We start from the raw sequence: 20,315 nt of genomic DNA, 5'->3' as shown, positions 1-20,315 counted from the left end.
TCCCGTGCTCGGGCCCGAGCACGGGCGGCGGGGCCGCGGCCTCGGTGGCGGGCGGGGTGTCGGTGGCGGGCGGGGTGTCGGAAGGGTGCGGGGTGCCGGAAGGGGGTGCGGCGCGGCGGGCGTTCATCGGACGAGGAGTTGGGTCAGGACGAGGCCGGACTCGTGGGTCTCGACCTCGAAGAGGCCCGTGCGGTCGGTCGTCAGGATCAGGGTGGCCTCCTGGCCTGCCGGCAGGGCGAGTTCCTTGTCGTAGCCGTGGACGTGCAGGGTGTCAGCGCGGTCGCTGGTGACGCGCAGGGCGACGCGTTCGCCGCGCCGCAGCTCGGTGCGGGCCGGGGCGGGGCTGACCTTGCCGTCCCGGACGGTGATGGTGACCGTGCGGTCCGCCTGCTCCTGGCCCGGTGTCGGCGACTGCTGCGACTGCGGCGGCTGTGCGGGGGCTTCGCCGTGGCTGTGGCCGCCAGACGTGCCCGGAGCGGGAGCGGTGAGCTGTACCGCGCCCTCGACGGGTTTGCCGGAGACCGCCCAGGCGGTGTGGTCGTCCGCGTAGAGGCGGACGGTCAGGGTGTGCGCGCCCTCGGGGACCTGCGCCGCGGGCAGGTGGAACCAGGGGCCGTACACCCTGGCGATCTTGCGTCCGTCGAGTTCCAGGTGGGCATGGCCGGCGCCCGGGAGGGCGGCGCCGCCGGTGCTGTCGGGGGTGAAGCGGAAGTTCTTCACGCTCAGCTGGAGGTTCCAGCCGTCCTCGGAGTCCGGGCGGAGGGCCAGTTGGACCTCCGGGGCGCCCTCGGCCGGGACCTCGCGGAGCTTGTGGCCGGCCGCGTCGGCCGTGGCGAGCAGGGTGCCGACGCTGCCGGAGGCCTGCTCGTGGCTGGTGCCGGGCTTGTGGTGGGTGGTGGCCCGCCCGCCGCAGCCCGTCGCCGCGCCGCCCGCGAGGAGCAGGGCGAGGGCGAGCAGGGCCGCGGTACGGGTGGCTCCGCCGGTTCGCGCGGTACGGGCGGTGCGCCGGGGCCCGCGTGCTGCCCGGGGTGCCCCGGCCGCGCGGTGCGGCGTCCCGCAGACGCCGCACCGCATCCGGCCGCCGACCCCGGCTCCGGACCGCGTGTCGGGCTGGCCGTCGGCGCCGTGGCCGGACCGGGCAACGGTCCGACCGCCGGTCCGGTCCACGAGCCGCGTGGTGGGCCCGCCCTCGGACCGCAGGTCGGGCCCGGATTCGGGCCGGCCATCAGGCCGGCCCTCGGTTCCGTCGCCGGAGCGTACGTCGGGCTGCGCACCGAACCGCGTGGTGGGACCGCTCCCGGGCCGGTCGTCTGACCGCATGCAAGGCCGGCCCTCGGTTCCTTCGCCGGAATGTATGTCGGGGAGGCCACCGGGCCGGCCCTCGGGCCGCGCGGTGGGACCACCCCAGGGCCGGTCGGCGGGCCGGGTCTCGGGCCCGGGTTCGGGTCCGCTCCGGGGGTGGCCGTCGGGCTGCGCGGTGGGGGTGGGGCGGGGCTCGGGGTACCGGGTCACGCCTGGCCTCCCGTGGCTCCGGGTGCCTCGGCGGGCTCGGCCGGCCGGGACTCGTGCAGGGTGGGGGCGGGGCCGGGCGGGGCCGGGGCGCGGTCGCCCTCGGGGTCGTCGCCGGGGCCCGCGGGGCGGGCCGGGGCGGCGCCCGGCCGGGCGGAGGCCACGACCGCCCACAGGACCCAGACCACGGCCACCAGGGCCCGCACCCAGGCGGGGCTCAGCGGGGTCCACGGGATCATCAGGACCGCCTTGTCGAAGGCGTCCAGCAGGGTGAGCCCGGCCAGCAGCAGGGTCAGGCGGGCCAGCCAGGGACGGGTGGCCCGCAGCACCAGGCCGGCTCCCGTCCACCACAGGCCGAGCAGCAGCAGCGCCAAGGCCGGGACGAAGGTGGCGGTCAGCGCCGTGGTGGAACCGGCCACGTCGAGGGCCAGGCCCGCCAGCCCGGCGAGCGTGGCCGCCGTGCCCAGGCGGGTGCCGCGCAGGCGGCGCCACCACAGGACCCCGCCGACCAGCAGCAGCACCGCGGCCACGGCCAGCGCGAGCTGGGTCTCCACCCGTTCGAGTCCGCGCGCGCCGTACCAGTCGCAGCCGGCCGGGAGTTTGCGCGCCTGGACGTTGTAGTCCGCGCAGACGAGGAGCTGGACCAGCTTGACCGGTTCACCGACCAGGCGGGCCGACGCCCCCGAGACCTCGCCCCGGCGCTCGCCGCACCGCGGGACCGTGCCGGGGGTGGAGCTGTCGGGGCCGTCCTGCCAGCAGTTCCCGCTGCCCTGGCCGTCCCACCAGACGTCCATGCCGTTGGGGCGGGAGGCTCCGGACCTGTCCTTGCCGAGGACGTTGCCGGCGTAGCGGTTGTGGTGGGAGGTGTCCGTCTGCTTCGACCAGGCCTCCTCGCCGCGGATGAAGGCGGGAACCGCACTGAGGAAGAAGCCCGCGCGCTGGTGCCCGTACACCCAGTTGCCCTCGTAGAGGTTCCAGTTGCCGCCCGCGGTGATGATGCCGGTGCCCGGCGGCATGGAGATCTGCGGGCAGACCACGCCGCGCTCGTAGCCGCGCTCGATCGGGGGTTTGGCGCAGGTTCCGTCGGCGACGTGGCGGTAGTAGTCCTGGTTGTTGTCGTGGATGAGGTTGCGCTCGAACTTGGCGTGATTCTGCGGGAGTCCGGGGTGGCCGGGGAAGGCGCTGTCCATCGAGGCGCCGCCCATGTTCTGGTCGAACTCGTTGTCGTGGACCCACACCGAGTCGCCCGCGGTGCCGGAGTAGCCGACCATGTTGTGGTGGCTGCGGCAGCCGGTGATCTCGATGGAGTAGCGGGGGACCTCGTAGCCGCGGCCGTCGTTGATGTTGGAGGCGCTGCCGGGGTAGATGCCGGAGTCGCCGTTGCCGTACGACTCGCAGTTCTTGTAGAGCCCGTGGTCGCTGGCGAAGGTCAGGAAGCCGTACTCGTCGTTCCAGCGGGTGAGGACGTCGTCGATGACGAAGCCGTCGGCGGCCAGGACGTACAGCGAGTTGAAGGTGGTGCGCTGGGCGGTGAAGTTGCGGAAGTAGACGCCGTCGGACTTGTCGGCGCGGATGGCGTTGAGCTTCTGGTACTTGGCGTCGACGACCACGTCCAGGCGGGAGGCACCGGTGCCCTCGATCTGCAGGTTCTTCTTGCCGAGGATGGCGACGAGGTTCTGGTTGTGCCGGCACTGCACCTGCTGCTCGTAGGACAGGATCTGGTAGCCGAGCGCGGAGTCGGGCGCCTTGAGCGCGGCGCACTCCCCCGTCGGCTTGGGCAGTGAGGGCTCCTCCTCGTAAAGGCCGGGGAGGATCGCGATGTTCATCCCCGGCCGGTCCACGGCGTCGACGGCTTCCTGGAGGTGCCGGTAACCGCTCTTCTCGCAGCGCTCGTACAGGGCGAGGTTGCGGGCCTTGAGGTCCTCGGGGAAGGCGGATATCCGGCGTTCGAAGGCAGGCCGGTCCGTCTTGCAGACGATGAGGTCGGGGTCGGCCTTGCGGTACTCCGGAACGGATCCGGAGCCGTCCGGGAAGGTGACCGGGCGCTCTTCGTGCGCGCGGGCGGCGGGCGCGGCGGCGAAGAGGGACAGGAGGGCGAGGAGGGCGGCGAGGAGCGCCGCCGGCACGGCAGGGAACCTGCGGGTCCACGACATGCGCGTGAGAGTAGAGCAATGTTCATCTTTTGTGATCCCCCCGGGAGCGAATCCGCGCGGCCGCCCCGCCGCCCCGCCGGCCTTCCTCCCGTTTCCCGCCGTTTCCTCCCGCCCGGACCGCGGCCTCGCGCCGGATGCCGCCGGGACGCCGTTGACGCGCGGGCCGCGGAATCCTACTGTCGACCATAGGATTCCTTCGACGGAGCGGGAGCAGCACATGAGCGAGCAGGCCGGCAGCGAGCAGGCCAGGAAGACGGCCGAGGCACTGGAGTACCTCACCGGCTTCGGCAACGAACACAGCTCCGAGGCCGTCCCCGGCGCACTGCCGCTCGGCCGGAACTCGCCCCAGCGCGCACCCCTCGGCCTCTACGCCGAGCAGCTCAGCGGCAGCGCCTTCACCGAGCCCCGCAGCCACAACCGCCGCTCCTGGCTCTACCGGATCCGCCCCTCGGCCGCGCACCCGCCCTTCACCCGGATCGACAACGGCGCCCTGCGCACCGCCCCCTTCACCGAGGCGCCCGCGGACCCGAACCGGCTGCGCTGGAACCCGCTGCCCGACCCGGCCCCCGGCACCGACTTCCTGGCCGGCCTGTGGACCCTCGGCGGCAACGGCGACGCGACCCAGCGCACCGGCATGGCCGTCCACCTCTACGCCGCCAACGCGTCCATGACGGACCGGGTGTTCAGCGACTCCGACGGCGAGCTGCTGATCGTCCCGGAGCGCGGCGGGCTGCTCCTGCGCACCGAGCTGGGCCTGCTCTCCGCCCGCCCGGGCGAGGTGGCGCTCATCCCGCGCGGCGTCCGCTTCCGCGTCGAGCTGCTGGACGCCGACGCCCGCGGCTACGTCTGCGAGAACTACGGCCAGCCCTTCGTCCTGCCGGACCTCGGCCCGATCGGCGCCAACGGCCTGGCCGCCGCCCGCGACTTCCGGGCCCCGGTGGCCGCGTACGAGGACGTCGAGCGCCCCACCGAGGTGATCAACAAGTTCTGCGGGAACCTCTGGTCGGCCACCTACGGCCACTCCCCGCTCGACGCGGTCGCCTGGTACGGCACGCACGTCCCCTACGTCTACGACCTGCGCCGCTTCAACGTCCTGGGCACGATCAGCTACGACCACCCCGACCCGTCGATCTTCACCGTCCTGACCTCGCCCTCGGACACCCCGGGCCTGGCGGGCGTGGACTTCGTGGTCTTCGCGCCGCGCTGGCTGGTCGGCGAGGACACCTTCCGCCCGCCGTACTTCCACCGCAACGTGATGAGCGAGTACATGGGCCTGATCGAGGGCGCCTACGACGCCAAGGCGGAGGGCTTCGTCCCCGGCGGCGGCTCGCTCCACAACATGATGTCCGCGCACGGCCCCGACCACGAGACCTTCGACAGGGCCAGCGCCGCCGAGCTGAAGCCGCAGAAGATCGACGACGGCCTGGCCTTCATGTTCGAGACCCGCTGGCCGATCACCGCCACCGCCCAGGCGGCCGGCGCGGACCACCTCCAGCGCGGGTACGACGACGTGTGGCAGGGTCTGCAGCGCCACTTCCGCGCCTGACCTGCACTGCATACCCTGCATGCGCCGCCGCGCGTCAGCCCCGTCCAGCCGTTCGGAGATCCACCCGTGACCGCCTTCGCCCCCGACTCGCTGGTCCTGAACCGGAAGCTCCCGCTCTGGTACCAGGTCTCGCAGTCACTGCGCGCCTCGATACTGGGGCGCACCCCGGACGCCTCGCTGCGCCTGCCCACGGAGGAGCAGCTGGCCGAGCACTACGGGGTGAGCGTGCTGACCATGCGGCAGGCGCTCAAGGAGCTCGAGGGCGAGGGCCTGATCAGCCGGCACCGGCGGCGCGGCACCTTCATCGAGCCGGGCGCGCTGCGCAGCACTCCGGTGCGGCTGCTGGGCTCGGTCGACGCGATCGTGGCCCAGCAGTCGGGCGAGCGCACCACCGTCCTCGGCCACGGGCCCACGCCCGTGGCCGGGGAGCTGCTGGACCACTTCCCCGACACGCCCGAGGTGGTCACCTACCGGCGTCTGCGGCGCGACCGCGAGAGCGGCGAGCCGACCAACTGGGCGGAGAACGCGGTCCTGCCGGAGTTCGCGGAGGCCGTCGACGTGGCCGACCTGGAGCGCTGGCCGATGACGAAGGTGCTGCGGGACGTCGTGGGGGTGCGCATCAGCCGGATCACGGACACCGTGGAGGCCCGGCTCGCGGACCCGGAGACGGCCGAACTGCTTCAGGTCCCGCTGCTCAGCCCGATCCTGCACTACACGGGCGTGACCTACGCCGAGGACGGGCGGGTGGTGGACGTGGCGCGGATCCGCTACCGGGGCGACCGGTTCTCCTTCACGGTGACGGTCGACGCGCACTGATCGGCGGCACCGCTTCCGCTTCCGCCCCCGCCCGTTCCGCCCCCGCCGGCGCTCGTCGTCACTTCTTCTCGTCGTCGGCGGTGCGCTCGCCCTCCGCCTGGGACGGCGTGGTGCGCATGGTCTGCGGGTGGCGCTCCTTGCGCTGCGCCTCGTCCATGTCCTCGTCGAGGCGTTCCCCCTCGGCCTGGGACGGGGTCGAGTATTCGTCGTACTGGCTCATGACCGGCTCCTCGGTCGACACCGTACGTACCGACGTACCGTACGTATGCGTACATAAGGAGCGTAGCTCTTCGGCCTGGACGCAGCCCGGCCATCGGAGCCCGTCGCTACCATCGGCGGCGTGAGCGCTGACACACCGCGACCGGACCCGCTGCTGGACGATCTGATGCCCTGGGCCGTGGGCGGCCTGCGCCTGGGCCGGGACTGGGTGGCCTCGCCCGATCCGGCGGCCCTGCGCACCCGCTGGGCCGTCCTGGCGGGCTCCGAAGGCGCGGAGCGGGAGCGGCTCTTCCGCCCCAGCCGCAGCCGCACGCCCACCGCCTCGGCGGCCGCGCTGCCCGGGCAGCGCTCGGCGGGCACGGCCCGGTTCGCCGACGCCCCCGGGCCCTGCCCCGACCCCGTACGGGTGCTGCGCGAGCCCTTCGACGAGCAGTGGCTCCTGCCCGACCAGCGGCTCATCGACACCGCCCGCCCGGAGCTCTGGCGGGTCCTCGACGAGCACCAGCTCTTCCTCGTCGAGAGCCCGGAGCCGCTGGTCACCGGGCTTCTCCCGGCCGGCCGGCTCGGCCGGATCCGCCCGCTGCACCGGCGCCCGGGCGGTGCCGAGCCGAACCTCGCCCCCGGCCTGCTGCCGCTGCTGGGCGAACGCCACGGCGGATGGGTGACCCCCGAGGACGTCCTGTGCTGGATCCTGGCGGCCGGCCGCCCCGGTCCGCGCGGGTACGAGGTCCCGCTGGCGGCCGACCCTGCGCGCTGGCGGGCGGGGCTGGAGCTGGGGCACCGGCTGCTCACCGTCCAGCTGCGCGGAGCGCGCGGCGGGGAGGCGCCCCGGCTGCCCGGCGGGCGCCGCCCGTACGTCCGCTCCGCGGTCGGGGGATGGCCGCGCGAGCTGTCGTACGACGCGGAGACCGAGACGCTCGGGCTGGGGAGCGGGACGGTCTCCCCCGTACCGGCCGGGGCGTGGGAGTACGAGGTGCAGGGCGTACGCGTGCTGGAGAGCTGGTTCGCCGCCCGTACGGCGCACCGCGGACCGGAGGCCGAGGGACTGGCGGCGCTGGGCCCCGCCGAGTGGCCGCAGAGCTGGACCTCGGAACTGCTGGCGCTGGTCACGACGTTGGCGCTGCTGGCCGAACTGGCTCCGGAGCGGGCCGCGTTCGAGCCGGGCCCGGGCCTTCCCGCTGCCGAGCTGCGCGCGGCCGGGGTGCTGCCGCCGCCGGCCTGGAGCCGGCGCCCGGCCTCGGTGCTGGACCACCAGGAGGAGGGCCCGGGCGGCCAGTTCGCCCTACTGTGACCGGCCGGGCGCCCGGGCGCCGCGGCCGGAGGGGGCACGCCGCCACGGGTCCGCGCCACGCCCGCGTCCACGCCCGCGCCCGCACCGGCCGCGCGATACGGCCTACGTCCCCCAGGCGCCCAGCAGCCGGGTCACCGAGCGGTCGAAGACCGCGTCCATGTCCAGGCCCGCCCCGGGGACGGGGCCGGTGCCCGACACGGCCGCCGCCAGCCGCGGGTACCGGCCCGTGGCCAGCCGGGAGCCGAGCCAGGCCGTCCGTACGGCCTGCTCCTCGCCCTCGCTCCAGGGCAGGGCGCGGGCCCGCTCGGCCAGCGCCAGCTCCCCCGCCACGTAGGTGGCGACGGTGCCGTTGACGGCGGCGACGAGTTCCAGCTTCTCGGCGTCGGGCGCGTCCAGCGACTCCAGGCACTCCAGGCTGTGCTCCAGGTAGCGCAGCGCGTTCGGGCTGAAGCCGTACACGGGGGTCAGCAGGCGCGGCAGCCACGGATGGCGGTGCATCAGCGCCCGCGTCTGACGGGCGAGGGCCAGCAGGTCGGCCCGCCAGTCGCCGGTCGGCGCGGTGAACTCGTACTCCCCGCTGACCGCGTCGACCATGAGCTCGTAGAGCTCCTCCTTGCGCGGCACGTAGTTGTAGAGGGACATGGTCCCGGCGCCGATCCCGGCGGCGACGCGCCGCATGGAGACGGCCTCGATCCCCTCCGCGTCGGCTATGCGCACCGCCTCGGCCGCGATCGACTCGCGGCTGTGCGCGGGCCTGGGGCCGCGGCCGGCCCGCTGCGGGCGGGACCAGATCACTTCGGGTTCAGCGGGTCGCCCGCCGGCTGTCATCGCTCAGATCACCTCGTCGTCTCGACACCATCTTAGTTACGTACGCCGTACGTAGTGCGGTACGGTGACACGCATGACAACTACGTACGCTGTACTTAGTGAAGGTCTGGAGAAGAGCTACGGGCAGGTGCACGCCCTGCGCGGCCTCGACCTCGCCGTCCCCGAGGGCTCGGTGTGCGGACTCCTCGGGCCCAACGGCGCGGGCAAGACCACCGCCGTCCGGATCCTCACCACCCTCACCGCGCCCACCGGCGGCCGGGCCCTCGTCGCCGGCCACGACGTCACCCGCGACCCGGCGGCCGTGCGCCGCGCCATCGGCGTGACCGGCCAGTACGCCTCCGTGGACGGGGACCTGACGGGCCGCGAGAACCTCCGGCTCTTCGCGCGCCTCGCCGGACTGCGGGGCTCCGCGGGCCGCTCCCGCGCCGACGGACTGCTGGAGCGCTTCGGACTCGGCGAGGCCGCCGACCGGGTGGCCTCCACCTGGTCCGGCGGCATGCGGCGACGCCTGGACCTGGCCGCCGGACTCGTCACCCGCCCCCGGGTGCTCTTCCTCGACGAGCCGACCACCGGTCTGGACCCGGCGGCGCGCGAACACATCTGGACGGCAGTGCGGGAACTCGCCCACGAGGGCACCTCGGTACTGCTCACCACCCAGTACCTGGAGGAGGCGGACCGGCTGGCCGACGACATCGCGGTGGTCTCCGGGGGCCGGGTCCTCGCCGGCGGCACTCCCGCCCGGCTCAAGGCCCGGATCGGGTCCCGCGCCGAGGTGGCCGTCACCGCCCGGGAGGACCTCGCGGGCGCGGCCGCCGTACTCGACCGGCTCACCGGCCGCCGCCCCGTGCTCGACGAGGAACGGCTGACCGTGGGCGTGACCGTCCTGGACTCCGCGACCACCCTGCCGCGGATCATCCGCGAGCTCGACACCGCCGGCGTCCCGGTCACCGACGCACGCCTGCGCCCGCCCACCCTCGACGAGGTGTTCCTCCGCCTCACCCGCGTGCCCGCCGCGGCGGACACCGCCGGCCGGGAACAGGAGACCGCCGCATGAGCACGCTGCTGTCCGACGGCGGAGCCGTCCTCGCCGGCCGGCTCCAGAAGGCCCGGCACGCACCGGCACTGCTGGTCCTCACCCAGACCATGCCGATCGCGATGCTGCTCTTCTTCGGCTACGTCTTCGGCAGCGCGCTCGCCATGCCGGGAGCCGAGTACCGGGAGTTCCTGGTGCCCGGGCTGCTCGCCGCCACGGCCGCGAACGGCCTGATGACCGGCATGTTCACGGCCGCGCAGGACGCCCACCGCGGGGTGATGGACCGCTTCCGGACCCTGCCGATGAGCCGCGGCGCCGTACCGCTCGGGCAGACCGCTGCCGACCTGCTCACCACGGCCGCATCGATGGTGCCGCTGATGGTGGTGGGGCTGGCGATGGGCTGGCGGATCGAGAACGGCCTGCCCGGCGCGCTCGGCGCCCTGGGCGTGCTGCTGCTCTTCCGCTTCGCCACGGCCTGGGTGGGCACGTACCTGGGGCTGCTGAGCAGCAGCGAGGAGGCGGCGGGCCAACTGGGCAGCGCCACCTTCCTCCTGCCGATGCTCTCCAGCGCCTACCTGCCGACCGCCGGCCTGCCGGGGTGGCTGCGCACGGCCGCCGAGTGGAACCCGATCAGCGCGGTGGCCACCGCCGTGCGCGAGCTCTGCGGGAACGCCGGGGCGCGGGCCGGGGCGGACGCCGCCTGGCCCGCCGCACATCCGGTGGCCGGGGCACTGCTGTGGTCGGCGCTGCTCCTCGCGGTGTTCGCGCCCCTGGCCGCCCGCCGGTTCGCCCGCGGCGGGGCCTGACACGGGCGCCGGGCCCTCCTGAGCGCCGCACCTCGGCGATCAACGGCGGATTTCGCCCGGCGGGTGGTGACAGACCCCTGCCCGACCCGGTAGGCAGGGCTCCATGACCACCGAACCGCTGCCCCTGGACGGCATCACCGTCGTCGCCGTCGAACAGGCCGTCTCGGCCCCCTTCGCCACCCGCCAGCTCGCCGACCTCGGCGCCAGGGTGATCAAGGTCGAGCGTCCCGACGGCGGCGACTTCGCCCGTGGCTACGACACCGCCGCGCACGGCCTCGCCTCGCACTTCGTCTGGGCGAACCGGGGCAAGGAGTCGATCGCGCTCGACCTGAAGGACCCGCGCGGCCGCGAGGTGCTGCACGGCCTGCTGGCCGGTGCGGACGTCTTCGTGCAGAACCTGGCCCAGGGGGCCGCCGCCCGCCTCGGGCTGGACTCGGCCGCCCTGTGCGCCCGCTACCCGCGGCTGGTCGCCGTGGACGTGTCCGGCTACGGCGCGCAGGGCCCGTACGCCCACAAGCGCGCCTACGACATGCTCGTGCAGTGCGAGGCGGGGCTGGTGTCGGTGACCGGCACTCCGGAGCAGCCCGTCAAGGCGGGGATCCCGGCGGCCGACATCGCGGCGGCCATGTACGCCTTCTCCGGGGTGCTGGCCGCGCTGCTGCGCCGCGGTGTCACCGGGCGCGGCGGCCGGGTGGAGGTGTCCATGCTGGACGCGCTCGCCGAATGGATGGGGCACCCGCTGCACCACACGATGCACGGTGGGGAGCAGCCCGTGCGCACGGGGCTCGCGCACGCGGTGATCGCCCCGTACGACGCCTACGCGACGGCGGACGGGGACCGGGTGCTGCTGTCGGTGCAGAACGACCGCGAGTGGCGGCGGCTCGCGCAACAAGTACTGGAGAGGCCCGAGTTGGCCGAGGATCCGGCGTACGCGACGAACACGGCGCGGACGGAGAACCGGGAGAGGACCGACGCGATCGTGGCGCGGGCGCTGGGCCGGCTGGGCGCGGACGAGGCGATCGGGCGGCTGGAGGCGGCGGGCATCGCCTGCGCGCGGCTGAACTCGGTGGCCCAACTGGCCGGACATCCGCAGCTCGCGGCCCGGGACCGGTGGCGGGAGGTGGGATCTCCGGCCGGTCCGCTGCGGGCCCTGCTGCCGCCGATCGGGCTGCCGGGCGGCGCGGCACCGCACATGGGTGCGGTGCCAGCGCTGGGCGAGCACACCGATGACCTCTTGCGCGCCCTGGGGATGGCGGGCGCACGGATCTCGGAACTGCGCCGGGACGGTGTGATCGCGTAGGGCCGGGTGGCCGGATGCCGGGAGGGCGAACGGCCGCGGGTGCGGGTTGTGCTGCGAGCGGGTGCGCTGCGAGCGGGCTCTGCTACGAGCGGCGGCTGCCGAAGAGCGTGCGACGCAGACGGCGCAGCGGCGCGAAGAGCGAGACGCGCGCGCTCCGGCTCCGCAGACGGTGCGTGTGGTCGCGGGAGGTGAGCTCGCGCATCAGCAGCGTCGCCTCCGCGGCCTCCCGGTGCGGGACGGCAGGTCCGCCCAGCACGGCGAGATGGCGGTCGAGGCGCGAACTGGTCGCACTGCTGCCGCAGGTGATGGCAGGCACGCGAGGCGGCCTGCTGCGCATTGCTATCTGTTCCATGATCTCTCCCCACCCGTACGAGGGCACCCGGCCCGGGCAGGTTAACCCTATCGCCCCCGCGTTGCCCGCGGGTATCCCGGTGGTGTGAATTACCCCTGTGGCGACGGGGAGTTGACGATTACTCAGCGGAGTCGACCGTTACTCTCCGCACAGGATCGGGTGCGGAAATCACGCTCCGGAAGACCTCGGCACGAGTCTCGTCACGACAGGAGCCACTCGGCGCCCACTGCGCTAACTTGGAGTGACGGGTCGATGACACATGGGCGCACGGAAGCATTCGGGGGGCTCGCGTGAGTGAGGAATCCAACTCCGATCGTGTCGTCGCGGGCCGCTACCGGCTGTTGGAGCAGATCGGCCGCGGCGGGATGGGCGTGGTGTGGCGGGCCCGGGACGAGGTGCTCGCCCGCGACGTGGCCGTCAAGGAGGTCCGCGCACCGGCCGGCCTGGACACCGCCGGAATCCAGCGCATGTACCGGCGCCTGGAACGGGAGGCCTGGGCCGCCGCCAGGGTCTCGCACCGCGGGGTGGTCACGGTCTACGACGTGGTCTCCGAGGACGGCCGGCCCTGGATCGTGATGGAGCTGGTGCGCGGGCTCTCCCTGGCCGACGTGCTGGAGGCGGAGGGGCCGATGACCCCGCAGCGCGCCGCGCACATCGGCGAACAGGTCCTGGCCGCGCTGCGCTCCGCGCACGACGCGGGGGTGCTGCACCGGGACGTGAAGCCGGCCAACGTGCTGATCGCGAACGACGGCCGGGTGGTGCTCGGCGACTTCGGGATCGCGAGCCTGGAGGGCTCCTCCGCCATCACCATGACGGGCGAGGTGGTCGGCTCCCCCGAATTCCTCGCGCCCGAGCGGGCGTTGGGCCGCGAACCCGGCCCCGGGTCGGACCTGTGGTCGCTCGGGATCATGCTCCACGCCTGCGTCGAGGGGGTCACGCCGTTCCGGCGGGCCACCGCGCTGGACACGCTGCGGGCCGTGGTGGACGAGGAGCCGCCCCCGGCGCGCCGGGCCGGCCCTCTGGAACCCGTACTGGCGGGGCTGCTGCGCAAGGACCCGGCGGAGCGGCTGGACGCCGCGGAGGCGGCCCGGATGCTGCGGGTGGTGGGCGCGGGCGGAGCCGTACGGGCCTCCGGCGGGCCGGTGTCGGGACCGGGCGCCCCGGCGCCGGCGGCCGTGGCCCGGCACGGGCACGAACCGCGGGGCGGCGGCGGGCCGTACGGGCCCCCGGCGCCGCCCACCCCCGCGCCCGGGCCCGGGCCGGCTCCGGCGAACGGGTACGCCGGGGGCTCGGGCGGGAGTGCGGGCTCGGGCGGGAGTGCGGCCGGGCCGGTGCTCGTCGTCGGCATCGTCGTGCTGCTGCTCGCCCTGGCCGCGCTCGGCTGGATCCTGCTCAAGGACTTCGGGGACAGGGCCGACCGCGGCGGGAACGGGGGCGCCCCGACGGGCTCGGCCACCGCACCGGCCGCCACCACGGCTCCCCCCGCCACCGCCTCGGCCTCCGCGCCCGCGTCCCCCTCGGCCTCGGCGGCTGCGGGACGGCACGTGTCCGTGTACGTCGACGCGGTGCGCACCCGGTACAGCGGGAGCTGTCCGCCGCCCGCCGGGCAGGCGCCCGCCTTCGGCGCGACCGTCGAGGTGGAACAGGTCCCGGTGGTACTGGAGTACCGCTGGGCCACCCGGAGCGGCCGGACGTCCGGGCCCGGCTGGCAGTCCGTCACGTACGAGGCGGCCGGGCCGAAGAGCCGGCGGCTGGAGCACACCGAGCTGACGCACGTGCCCGGCGAGGTCTTCGAGGACGCGGTCCGGCTGGAGGTGCGGGCACCGGCGGAGGTCGCCACCGCGTGGGTGACGACCTCCGTGACGTGCGAGGAGGCGACCCCGTCGGCCGGGGCCTCCTCCCCCGGCGCGAGCCCGTCCCCGGCGCCCCCGGCAGCCCCGACGTCGCCGGAGGCGAGCGCCGGGGCGACCCCGGAGGCGGGCGGGGCGGATCAGGCGGCGTTGGTGAGGACGGGCAGGTAGCCGCCGGACTGTCCGGCGGCGGTCGGGTGGTAGGACTCGGCGATGTTCAGCCAGTTGACGCTGTGCAGCCACGGGCTGCCGGAGCAGATCTCGTGGCCGGTGAAGGAGCCGGCGACCGAGGCGAAGGTGAAGCCGTGGTTCGCGGCGCGCTTGGCGATGGCGGCGTTGAGGTGGTCGGCCGCGCCGTTGATGGCGGCGCGCTCACCCTCGGTCAGACCGGTCGTGCAGGTGCCGTTCAGCTTGTAGAAGCGGGGATAGCCGAGGACGACGACGCGGGCGGCGGGTGCCCGGCTGTCGATGGCGTTGTAGACCTGGTCGAGCTGGGCGGGGAGGGTGGAGTCCACGTAGGCCTTGGCCTGGTTGACGCGGTTGACGCAGGTGGATTCGGACTGGAGCACACAGGTCGTCATGACGTCGGAGAATCCGGCGTCGTTGCCGCCGATGGTGATGCTGACCAGGTCGGTCCCGGAGTTGAGGGGGCCGAGCTGGCCGGAGAGCACATCACCCGTACGGGCTCCGGAGCAGGCGGTGAAGGCGAAGGTCTGCGGGGAGTGGGCCGCGGCCCAGAGGGCGGGGTAGGCGCGGGTGGTGCGCTTGCAGTTGCCGCTCGCACCGTCGTAGTTGCCGGCGCCGAGGCCGGAGGAGTACGAGTCGCCGAGGGCGACGTAGCCGAAGTCGGCCTGGGCGGCGGACGCCTGGCCGGCACCGAACAGCGCGGCGGTGGCGGCGAGTAAGAGGGAGGAGGTCAGGGCAGCGAAGCGCGACAAGCTGATGCTCATGTGTGCGGCTCCTTGTGGGGGTTACTCCTGAGTTGTTGGTACAAGCAGCCGGGGGTTGCCGGAAGTGTCCATGCCAAGAATGTTCGGAGCAGGGTTACGGCTCGAATCTTCACCCGCCCTGCGTTTGAAGAGGGAACTTGGCACCCGATCCGGCGAAACACGGGTGCACGAGGGCACCTCGTGCCGGATCATGGGCGCCATGCCAGCCAACCCGCATGACGCGCTGCCGATCCGGCTCAACGTCGACGACAGCGATTCACCGTCGGACGTCGTCGACGCGCTGTTCCTCGGCCGGTTCGCCTCGGGCGAGCAGCCCTACTCGCACAGCGTGTCGATCGAGCGGGTCAAGGCGGAGGCGACCCTCCTGCCGCCCGAGGCCACGGTGTTGCGCTCGGCGCGCGACAGCGACCGCAGCGCCACCCTCGCCGAGGGCGAGGGCTGGACCATGCTCGTCTCCCGCTGGAGCCGGGGCGCGGACGTCACCGTGACGGCCGTCAGCGACGAACTGGCCGCCGGCGTGCTCGGCCTGGCCACCGAGGGCGTGCAGGACGAGCCGGAGCCGCAGCCGGAGAACGTCACGATGGGGTTCTGGTACGTCTCCCCGCGCCGCGGCCCGTACCGGACGACCCGCCAGATCGCGGCCGGGACCTGGGCGGAGGTGCGGCCCAACTACACCGCGCCGGTCGCCGGGGCCATGGACCGGCTGATGAAGGTGACCCCGGACGACATCGCGGGCCGGCTGCTCCTGCTGCACGGGCCGCCGGGCACGGGCAAGACCTCCGCCCTGCGCACGCTGGCCCGGTCCTGGCGGGACTGGTGCCAGGTGGACTGCGTCCTGGACCCGGAGCGGCTGTTCAACGACGTCGGCTACCTGATGGACATCGCGATCGGCGAGGACGAGGGCACGGCGAAGGGCCGCTGGCGGCTCCTGCTGCTGGAGGACTGCGACGAACTGATCCGCGGCGAGGCCCGGCACACGGCCGGGCAGGCGCTGTCGCGGCTGCTGAACCTGACGGACGGCCTGCTCGGCCAGGGCCGCAACGTCCTGGTCGGCGTGACGACCAACGAGGACCTGGAACGGCTCCACCCCGCGGTGGTCCGCCCCGGGCGCTGCCTGGCCCGCATCGAGGTCGGCCGGCTGACCCACCGCGAGGCGGTGGACTGGCTGGGCACCGACGAGGGCGTCTCCCGCGAGGGTGCCACCCTCGCCGAACTCTTCGCCCTGCGCCGCGGCACGGGCCCGGCCGCGGTCCTGCCCCCGCAGCCCCACTCGGAGGCGGGCCTCTACCTCTAGCCTCCGGCGGCCCGAATCCAGCCCCGCCGGCGTTCGAGGCGCGGGGCCCGAAATTCAGCCGCGCCGGCGTTCGCGGCGCGGGCCCGAAATTCAGCCCCGCCGGCGTTTGAGGCGCGGGGGTCCGGGGGCGGAGCCCCCGCAGGCCGGGGCACGGGCCGGCCTACTTCGCGGCGTACCTGGCCCGGAGGGCTTCGGTGGCGGCGGAGACCGCCTCGGCCTCCGTCAGCCCCAGCCGGTGCACCCGCTCCGCGAACGCCTGCGCGGCGGACGCGGCCTCACGCGCCGCGCCCTCCCCCGCCGCCGCGACGAAGGTCCCGTTGCGGCCCCGCGTCTCGATCACCCCGTCGGCCTCCAGCGCCCGGTAGGCCTTCGCGACGGTGTTGGCGGCCAGCCCCAGTTCCTCCGCCAGCCCCCGTACGGTCGGCAGCTTGAAGCCGGCCGGCAGCTTCCCGGACCGGGCCCGGGCGGCGATCTGCGCGCGCAGCTGTTCGTACGGGGCGGCCGAGCCGGCCGAGCCGTCGATGGCGATCTTCAGGTTCGTCGAGCTCACGGGGGTGATTGTCCACCATCGGCGGTTAATTGGGAGGCGCCGGGCGTGCGGGCGCGCATAGCGTCTGCCGCATGACCGTTCTGATCCGCGATCTCCGTCCGGCCGACCTCCGGGACGTGGAGTCGGTGGTGCGGGTGCGCCGTGCGGCCCTGCCGTTCCTGATCACCAGCGCCGGGGAAGTGGCCCACGAGCTCGCCGGCTCCCACCCCGCCAGGCACCACCGCGTCCTCGTCGCCGAGACCCCGGACGGCGAGGTCGTCGGCAGCGCCCAGGCCGGCATCGCCCACGACAGCCCGCGCCCCGGCCAGGGGTACCTCAACGCGTACGTCGACCCGGCCCGCCGCGGCCTCGGCGCCGGCCGGCTCCTGCTGCGCGCGGCCGAGGAGCACCTCGCCGCACGGGGCGCGGTGGACTCGTACGCCTGGGTCCTCGACGAGCCCGCGCACCGCGCCTTCGCCGAACGGCACGGCTACCGGCCCGGCCGCTCGGCGCACTTCCTGCGGCTGGACCTGGCCTCGGCCGCGCTGCCCGCGCTCCCGGACGCCCTCCCGGCCGGGGTGGAGCTGCTGCCCGCGGCCGCCTTCGCCGCCGACCCGCGCCCCCTGTTCGCGATCGACGCCGAGTCGACGGCGGACGAGCCGGGCGACGTGGCGGCGGAGTTCGACGACTACGAGGACTGGCTGGCCGACACCTGGCACAACCCCTCCCTGGACAAGGAGCTGACGACCGTCGCCCTGGTCGACGGGGAGGCCGTGGCGTTCAGCGCCGCCCGGACGGACGGCGCCACCCGCTACGGCTCGGCGATGACCGGCACGCTGCGCGCCTTCCGCGGCCGCGGTCTGGCCAAGCTCGCCAAGAACGCCTCCCTCCACCGGGCCCGCGCGGCCGGGTACACGGAGGCGTTCACCGGCAACGACGCCGGCAACGAACCGATGCTCGCCATCAACCGGTGGTTCGGGTACGAGATCTGCGCGACCGAGACGCGCCACACGAGGAAGCTGGGGGCACCGTGGCCGAGCAGCTGACCGTCGTCCTGACCAAGGCCGGCCGGACCAAGATCCGCTATCCGGCGACGCAGGTCGCCGACGACGGCGACCGCATCTCCGTACGGGCCCCGTGGGCCGCGGAGGGCGTACGGGACTTCGGCTTCGTCCGCTTCGAGCCGGGCGACGTGTTCACCGAGCACTTCTGGCGGACCCGCTGGTACGCGGTCAAGGAGGTGCGCACGGGCGACGGTGTCCTGAAGGGCTGGTACTGCGACGTGACGCGCCCGGTCCACGTCAGCAGCGGGGAGATCATCGTGGAGGACCTGGACCTCGACCTGTGGGTCTCGGCGGACGGGGCGACCGTACTGCGGCTGGACGAGGACGAGTTCGCCGAGAGCGGGCTCGCGACGAGCGACCCGGAGGCGGCGGCCCAGGCCGTCCGCGCCCTGGACGCCCTGGACGACCAGGCCCACTCGGAGCCGGGCCTGGCGGCGCTTCTTCCCTAGCTGAGGCGGCCTTCCCGCGCGGGCCGGGGACGGTTCCTGATGCCGCGCTTTCCCCCTCCTTAAGCGGAGCCTAAGGATCCTCCTCCGGGGGGTCCGTACGGCGAAAAGGCGTGGTCCGGGGGCTAGCTTGGCGTGGCCAGGACAGGAAGGGCCGGTCGTGGCGCCGCCGGGGGGCGGCGCCGCCGAGCCCGCTTGCGCAGGCGCGCCCCCGCCTTTGCCCGAAGGAGATCCACTCATGCCCGCACGCCGCCGTACCGTGACGCCGATCCGTATCGCCGCCGCCGGTCTCGCCCCGCTCGCGCTGGCCGCGTACGCCGCCGTTCCCGCGGCCGCCCACGGCTCGATGACGGATCCGGTCAGCCGGGTCGCGGCGTGCTACGCGGAGGGACCGGAGTCGCCGAAGTCGGCGGCGTGCAAGGCGGCGGTCGCCGCGAGCGGGACCCAGGCGTTCTACGACTGGAACGCCGTCAACATCGCCAACGCCGCCGGGAACCACCGGACGCTGATCCCGAACGGCCGGCTGTGCTCGGCCGGCAACGACAAGTACCGGGGCTTGGACCTCGCCCGCGGCGACTGGCCGGCCAGCCCGATGTCCGCCGGTCCGCACACCTTCCGCTACAAGGGCACGGCCCCGCACAAGGGCTCCTTCGAGCTGTACGTGACGAAGGACGGCTACGACCCGTCGAAGCCGCTGAAGTGGTCCGACCTGGAGCCCGCGCCGTTCGCGAAGGCCACCGACCCGGGCATGCAGAACGGCGACTACGTGTTCTCCGGGACCGTCCCGAACAAGTCCGGCCGCCACCTGATCTACAGCATCTGGCAGCGCTCCGACAGCCCGGAGGCCTTCTACACCTGTTCGGACGTGGTCTTCGGCAAGGACAACGGCGGTACGGGGACCGCGCCGAGCACCAGGCCCAGCACCGGCACCGGGTCCGGCACCGGGTCCGGCGACGGCACCGGCAACGGGTCGAAGCCGTCGGACAAGCCCTCCGCCCCGACCGACCAGCAGATCTCCGACGGCGCCGGCAAGTCCTCGGTGGAGCACAACGGCCACGGCGACAACGACCCGAAGACGAACGGCGCGGCCGGCGCCCCGCTCCCGTCGCAGTCCTCGCCGGCCTCCGCACACCCGGCGGACCCGGCGGGTTCGGGTTCCTCGGCGGGCGGCAACCTCGCGGAGACCGGCGGCAACAGCGCCACCCCCTCTATCGCGATCGCCGGGGCCGGCGCCCTGGCCGTCGGCGCGGGCGTGCTGTTCGCGGTGACCCGCCGCCGTGCGACGACGGCGGGCCGCCACGGCCGCTAGTCGAACCGGAGCGGTTCTCCCGAGCGGACCGCCCGCGCCCGGTGTCAGTCGAACACCGAGGCGCAGGTGGTCCGTTCGGCGTTGGCCGGGTCGAGGGCGTTGACCGCCTCGTGCCAGGCGATCCGGTCGGTGAGCCCGATGGCCACGTGCTCCGAGAGGTCCAGGAAGCACAGGTCCTGGAGCACGACGTTGCGTACGTTCGGCCCCTCCAGGAAGCCGCTCCGGTACGGCGTCACCACCTCGTCGTACTTGGTGGCGATCACGGTGTACTTCACCCCGGGCACGGTGTCCCCGCCCGCGTTGAGCTTCTGCAGGAAGGCGGAGCCGGCGATCTGGTCGGCGAGGCCGGGGGTCGCGGTGCTGATCAGGTCCTCGGCCCCGGGGAAGTACGGGAGGAGCTTGGTGAACCCGAGCAGGGTGGTGCCGTGGTTGTCGGGGGCCAGCCCGACCAGCGCGTTCACCTTCTCCGCGCCCCCGAGGAACTTCAGGTAGTAGCGCGGCATCATGCCGCCCTGGGAGTGCCCGATGATGTCCGTCTTGGAGGCGCCGGTCGAGGCGAGCACCTTGTCGACGAAGACGTCGAGCTGTTCGGCGGACTTGTCGATGGGGCCGAGCCCGTTGAAGAAGGGCACGCCGGGCAGCTGGCCGTAGTCGAGCGAGTAGACGCAGTACCCGCGGTGGACCAGGTACGGGGCGAGGCCGAGCCAGTTGTCCCAGGAGTTGCCGAAGGTTCCGTGGACGAGGACGACGGGGCGCGGGTGGGCGGCGGACGGCTTGCAGGACCAGTTGTTCCAGCCGCTGCTGGGGGCGGCTGCGGCCTGCGCCGCGCCGGTGGGGGCGACGAGTGCGGCGGCGGTGAGGACGAGGACGGCCAGCGGGCGGAGCAGGCGTCTCCAGGGCAGCATCGTGTGATCTCCTTGCGGTCGACTCAAGGGGATGAGCGTGGGGATTCGTCCCGTGATCCGGATCACAAGGGGGCGCTGCTGCCGCTAAATTACGGGTGAGTAGCAACACAGGGAA

The 20,315-nt window shown here is 74.1% G+C and carries 19 protein-coding genes; 11 read left to right on the top strand and 8 right to left on the bottom strand.

All coding sequences use genetic code 11. The annotated features are described in order from the left end of the window. Positions 1 to 123 precede the first annotated feature (123 nt). Positions 124 to 1,320: a cupredoxin domain-containing protein gene (locus AB0O53_RS26530; RefSeq protein ID WP_365198759.1), complete on the bottom strand. Its 1,197-nt coding sequence runs from the start codon at positions 1,318 to 1,320 to the stop codon at positions 124 to 126. Between the two features lie 188 nt (positions 1,321 to 1,508). Continuing rightward, complete coding sequence (locus tag AB0O53_RS26525; RefSeq protein WP_365198756.1) at positions 1,509 to 3,662, bottom strand: right-handed parallel beta-helix repeat-containing protein; 2,154 nt, start codon at positions 3,660 to 3,662, stop codon at positions 1,509 to 1,511. 217 nt (positions 3,663 to 3,879) lie between these two features. Between AB0O53_RS26525 and hmgA the strand changes: the two genes are divergently transcribed. Beyond that, complete coding sequence (gene hmgA, locus AB0O53_RS26520; protein ID WP_365198753.1) at positions 3,880 to 5,208, top strand: homogentisate 1,2-dioxygenase; 1,329 nt, start codon at positions 3,880 to 3,882, stop codon at positions 5,206 to 5,208. 66 nt (positions 5,209 to 5,274) lie between these two features. Beyond that, the gene (locus AB0O53_RS26515) at positions 5,275 to 6,024 is read left to right on the top strand and encodes a GntR family transcriptional regulator (protein WP_350998397.1); all 750 of its coding nucleotides are present in this window, start codon (positions 5,275 to 5,277) and stop codon (positions 6,022 to 6,024) included. Between the two features lie 58 nt (positions 6,025 to 6,082). Here the strand turns inward: AB0O53_RS26515 and AB0O53_RS26510 are convergent, their stop codons facing one another. Continuing rightward, entirely contained in the window at positions 6,083 to 6,244 is a 162-nt protein-coding gene (locus AB0O53_RS26510) for a hypothetical protein (RefSeq protein ID WP_167344737.1), read from the bottom strand. A 165-nt stretch (positions 6,245 to 6,409) separates the two neighbouring features. Here AB0O53_RS26510 and AB0O53_RS26505 point away from each other — a divergent pair, with 165 nt between their 5' ends. Continuing rightward, a complete protein-coding gene (locus tag AB0O53_RS26505; RefSeq protein ID WP_350998463.1) occupies positions 6,410 to 7,534 on the top strand; it encodes a type ISP restriction/modification enzyme in 1,125 nt (374 codons plus the stop codon). A gap of 102 nt (positions 7,535 to 7,636) precedes the next feature. Here the strand turns inward: AB0O53_RS26505 and AB0O53_RS26500 are convergent, their stop codons facing one another. Continuing rightward, complete coding sequence (locus tag AB0O53_RS26500) at positions 7,637 to 8,362, bottom strand: TetR/AcrR family transcriptional regulator (RefSeq protein WP_365198746.1); 726 nt, start codon at positions 8,360 to 8,362, stop codon at positions 7,637 to 7,639. A 73-nt stretch (positions 8,363 to 8,435) separates the two neighbouring features. Here AB0O53_RS26500 and AB0O53_RS26495 point away from each other — a divergent pair, with 73 nt between their 5' ends. From AB0O53_RS26495 to AB0O53_RS26485, 3 genes are all read left to right on the top strand, one after another. Next, positions 8,436 to 9,416 carry an ATP-binding cassette domain-containing protein gene (locus AB0O53_RS26495; protein ID WP_365198743.1) on the top strand — a complete coding sequence of 327 codons (981 nt, stop codon included), beginning with the start codon at positions 8,436 to 8,438 and terminating at the stop codon, positions 9,414 to 9,416. Beyond that, complete coding sequence (locus tag AB0O53_RS26490; RefSeq protein WP_365198740.1) at positions 9,413 to 10,201, top strand: ABC transporter permease; 789 nt, start codon at positions 9,413 to 9,415, stop codon at positions 10,199 to 10,201. The genes AB0O53_RS26495 and AB0O53_RS26490 overlap by 4 nt, the downstream gene beginning before the upstream one ends. A 103-nt stretch (positions 10,202 to 10,304) precedes the next feature. Next, the gene (locus tag AB0O53_RS26485; protein WP_365198737.1) at positions 10,305 to 11,501 is read left to right on the top strand and encodes a CaiB/BaiF CoA transferase family protein; all 1,197 of its coding nucleotides are present in this window, start codon (positions 10,305 to 10,307) and stop codon (positions 11,499 to 11,501) included. Positions 11,502 to 11,583: 82 nt separating this feature from the next. On the opposite strand, the gene AB0O53_RS26480 is transcribed toward AB0O53_RS26485, so the two are convergent. After that, a complete protein-coding gene (locus AB0O53_RS26480; RefSeq protein WP_172671376.1) occupies positions 11,584 to 11,853 on the bottom strand; it encodes a hypothetical protein in 270 nt (89 codons plus the stop codon). Positions 11,854 to 12,143: 290 nt separating this feature from the next. Between AB0O53_RS26480 and AB0O53_RS26475 the strand changes: the two genes are divergently transcribed. Further along, positions 12,144 to 13,874, top strand: a complete 1,731-nt coding sequence (locus tag AB0O53_RS26475) for a serine/threonine-protein kinase (protein WP_365198734.1) — start codon at positions 12,144 to 12,146, stop codon at positions 13,872 to 13,874. Here AB0O53_RS26475 and AB0O53_RS26470 read toward each other — a convergent pair. After that, a complete protein-coding gene (locus tag AB0O53_RS26470; protein WP_403137699.1) occupies positions 13,844 to 14,653 on the bottom strand; it encodes an SGNH/GDSL hydrolase family protein in 810 nt (269 codons plus the stop codon). The two genes, AB0O53_RS26475 and AB0O53_RS26470, sit on opposite strands and share 31 nt — an antisense overlap. A 199-nt stretch (positions 14,654 to 14,852) precedes the next feature. On the opposite strand from AB0O53_RS26470, the gene AB0O53_RS26465 reads away from it, so the two are divergent. Further along, positions 14,853 to 15,947, top strand: a complete 1,095-nt coding sequence (locus AB0O53_RS26465; RefSeq protein WP_350998416.1) for a DUF5925 domain-containing protein — start codon at positions 14,853 to 14,855, stop codon at positions 15,945 to 15,947. 160 nt (positions 15,948 to 16,107) lie between these two features. Here the strand turns inward: AB0O53_RS26465 and AB0O53_RS26460 are convergent, their stop codons facing one another. Continuing rightward, positions 16,108 to 16,497 carry a GntR family transcriptional regulator gene (locus tag AB0O53_RS26460; protein WP_350998419.1) on the bottom strand — a complete coding sequence of 130 codons (390 nt, stop codon included), beginning with the start codon at positions 16,495 to 16,497 and terminating at the stop codon, positions 16,108 to 16,110. Between the two features lie 71 nt (positions 16,498 to 16,568). Here AB0O53_RS26460 and AB0O53_RS26455 point away from each other — a divergent pair, with 71 nt between their 5' ends. The 3 genes from AB0O53_RS26455 to AB0O53_RS26445 all read left to right on the top strand — a co-directional run bounded on the left by AB0O53_RS26455 (position 16,569) and on the right by AB0O53_RS26445 (position 19,295). Further along, positions 16,569 to 17,522: a GNAT family N-acetyltransferase gene (locus tag AB0O53_RS26455; protein ID WP_365198729.1), complete on the top strand. Its 954-nt coding sequence runs from the start codon at positions 16,569 to 16,571 to the stop codon at positions 17,520 to 17,522. Next, positions 17,507 to 17,989: a ribonuclease FAU-1 family protein gene (locus tag AB0O53_RS26450; RefSeq protein WP_350998424.1), complete on the top strand. Its 483-nt coding sequence runs from the start codon at positions 17,507 to 17,509 to the stop codon at positions 17,987 to 17,989. Before AB0O53_RS26455 ends, AB0O53_RS26450 begins: the two co-directional genes overlap by 16 nt. A 235-nt stretch (positions 17,990 to 18,224) precedes the next feature. Continuing rightward, complete coding sequence (locus AB0O53_RS26445; RefSeq protein ID WP_365198725.1) at positions 18,225 to 19,295, top strand: lytic polysaccharide monooxygenase auxiliary activity family 9 protein; 1,071 nt, start codon at positions 18,225 to 18,227, stop codon at positions 19,293 to 19,295. A 44-nt stretch (positions 19,296 to 19,339) separates the two neighbouring features. On the opposite strand, the gene AB0O53_RS26440 is transcribed toward AB0O53_RS26445, so the two are convergent. Continuing rightward, positions 19,340 to 20,200 carry an esterase/lipase family protein gene (locus AB0O53_RS26440; protein ID WP_350998428.1) on the bottom strand — a complete coding sequence of 287 codons (861 nt, stop codon included), beginning with the start codon at positions 20,198 to 20,200 and terminating at the stop codon, positions 19,340 to 19,342. Positions 20,201 to 20,315: the final 115 nt, after the last annotated feature.

This window comes from Streptomyces erythrochromogenes (assembly GCF_040684695.1).
Classification (GTDB): Bacteria; Actinomycetota; Actinomycetes; order Streptomycetales; family Streptomycetaceae; genus Streptomyces; species Streptomyces erythrochromogenes_C.
Note: the sequence above shows the minus strand (reverse complement) of the source record. Positions and strands in the feature narration are given on the sequence as shown.

Bases quoted from the DNA above. Each gene is read 5' to 3' on its own strand.
- AB0O53_RS26530 (WP_365198759.1), bottom strand. From the start codon at position 1,320: ATGCGGTCAGACGACCGGCCCGGGAGCGGTCCCACCACGCGGTTCGGT.
- AB0O53_RS26495 (WP_365198743.1), top strand. From the start codon at position 8,436: ATGACAACTACGTACGCTGTACTTAGTGAAGGTCTGGAGAAGAGCTAC.
- hmgA (WP_365198753.1), top strand. From the start codon at position 3,880: ATGAGCGAGCAGGCCGGCAGCGAGCAGGCCAGGAAGACGGCCGAGGCA.
- AB0O53_RS26485 (WP_365198737.1), top strand. From the start codon at position 10,305: ATGACCACCGAACCGCTGCCCCTGGACGGCATCACCGTCGTCGCCGTC.
- AB0O53_RS26445 (WP_365198725.1), top strand. From the start codon at position 18,225: ATGCCCGCACGCCGCCGTACCGTGACGCCGATCCGTATCGCCGCCGCC.
- AB0O53_RS26500 (WP_365198746.1), bottom strand. From the start codon at position 8,362: ATGACAGCCGGCGGGCGACCCGCTGAACCCGAAGTGATCTGGTCCCGC.
- AB0O53_RS26465 (WP_350998416.1), top strand. From the start codon at position 14,853: ATGCCAGCCAACCCGCATGACGCGCTGCCGATCCGGCTCAACGTCGAC.
- AB0O53_RS26525 (WP_365198756.1), bottom strand. From the start codon at position 3,662: ATGTCGTGGACCCGCAGGTTCCCTGCCGTGCCGGCGGCGCTCCTCGCC.
- AB0O53_RS26440 (WP_350998428.1), bottom strand. From the start codon at position 20,200: ATGCTGCCCTGGAGACGCCTGCTCCGCCCGCTGGCCGTCCTCGTCCTC.
- AB0O53_RS26455 (WP_365198729.1), top strand. From the start codon at position 16,569: ATGACCGTTCTGATCCGCGATCTCCGTCCGGCCGACCTCCGGGACGTG.
- AB0O53_RS26505 (WP_350998463.1), top strand. From the start codon at position 6,410: ATGCCCTGGGCCGTGGGCGGCCTGCGCCTGGGCCGGGACTGGGTGGCC.
- AB0O53_RS26470 (WP_403137699.1), bottom strand. From the start codon at position 14,653: ATGAGCATCAGCTTGTCGCGCTTCGCTGCCCTGACCTCCTCCCTCTTA.
- AB0O53_RS26510 (WP_167344737.1), bottom strand. From the start codon at position 6,244: ATGAGCCAGTACGACGAATACTCGACCCCGTCCCAGGCCGAGGGGGAA.
- AB0O53_RS26480 (WP_172671376.1), bottom strand. From the start codon at position 11,853: ATGGAACAGATAGCAATGCGCAGCAGGCCGCCTCGCGTGCCTGCCATC.
- AB0O53_RS26490 (WP_365198740.1), top strand. From the start codon at position 9,413: ATGAGCACGCTGCTGTCCGACGGCGGAGCCGTCCTCGCCGGCCGGCTC.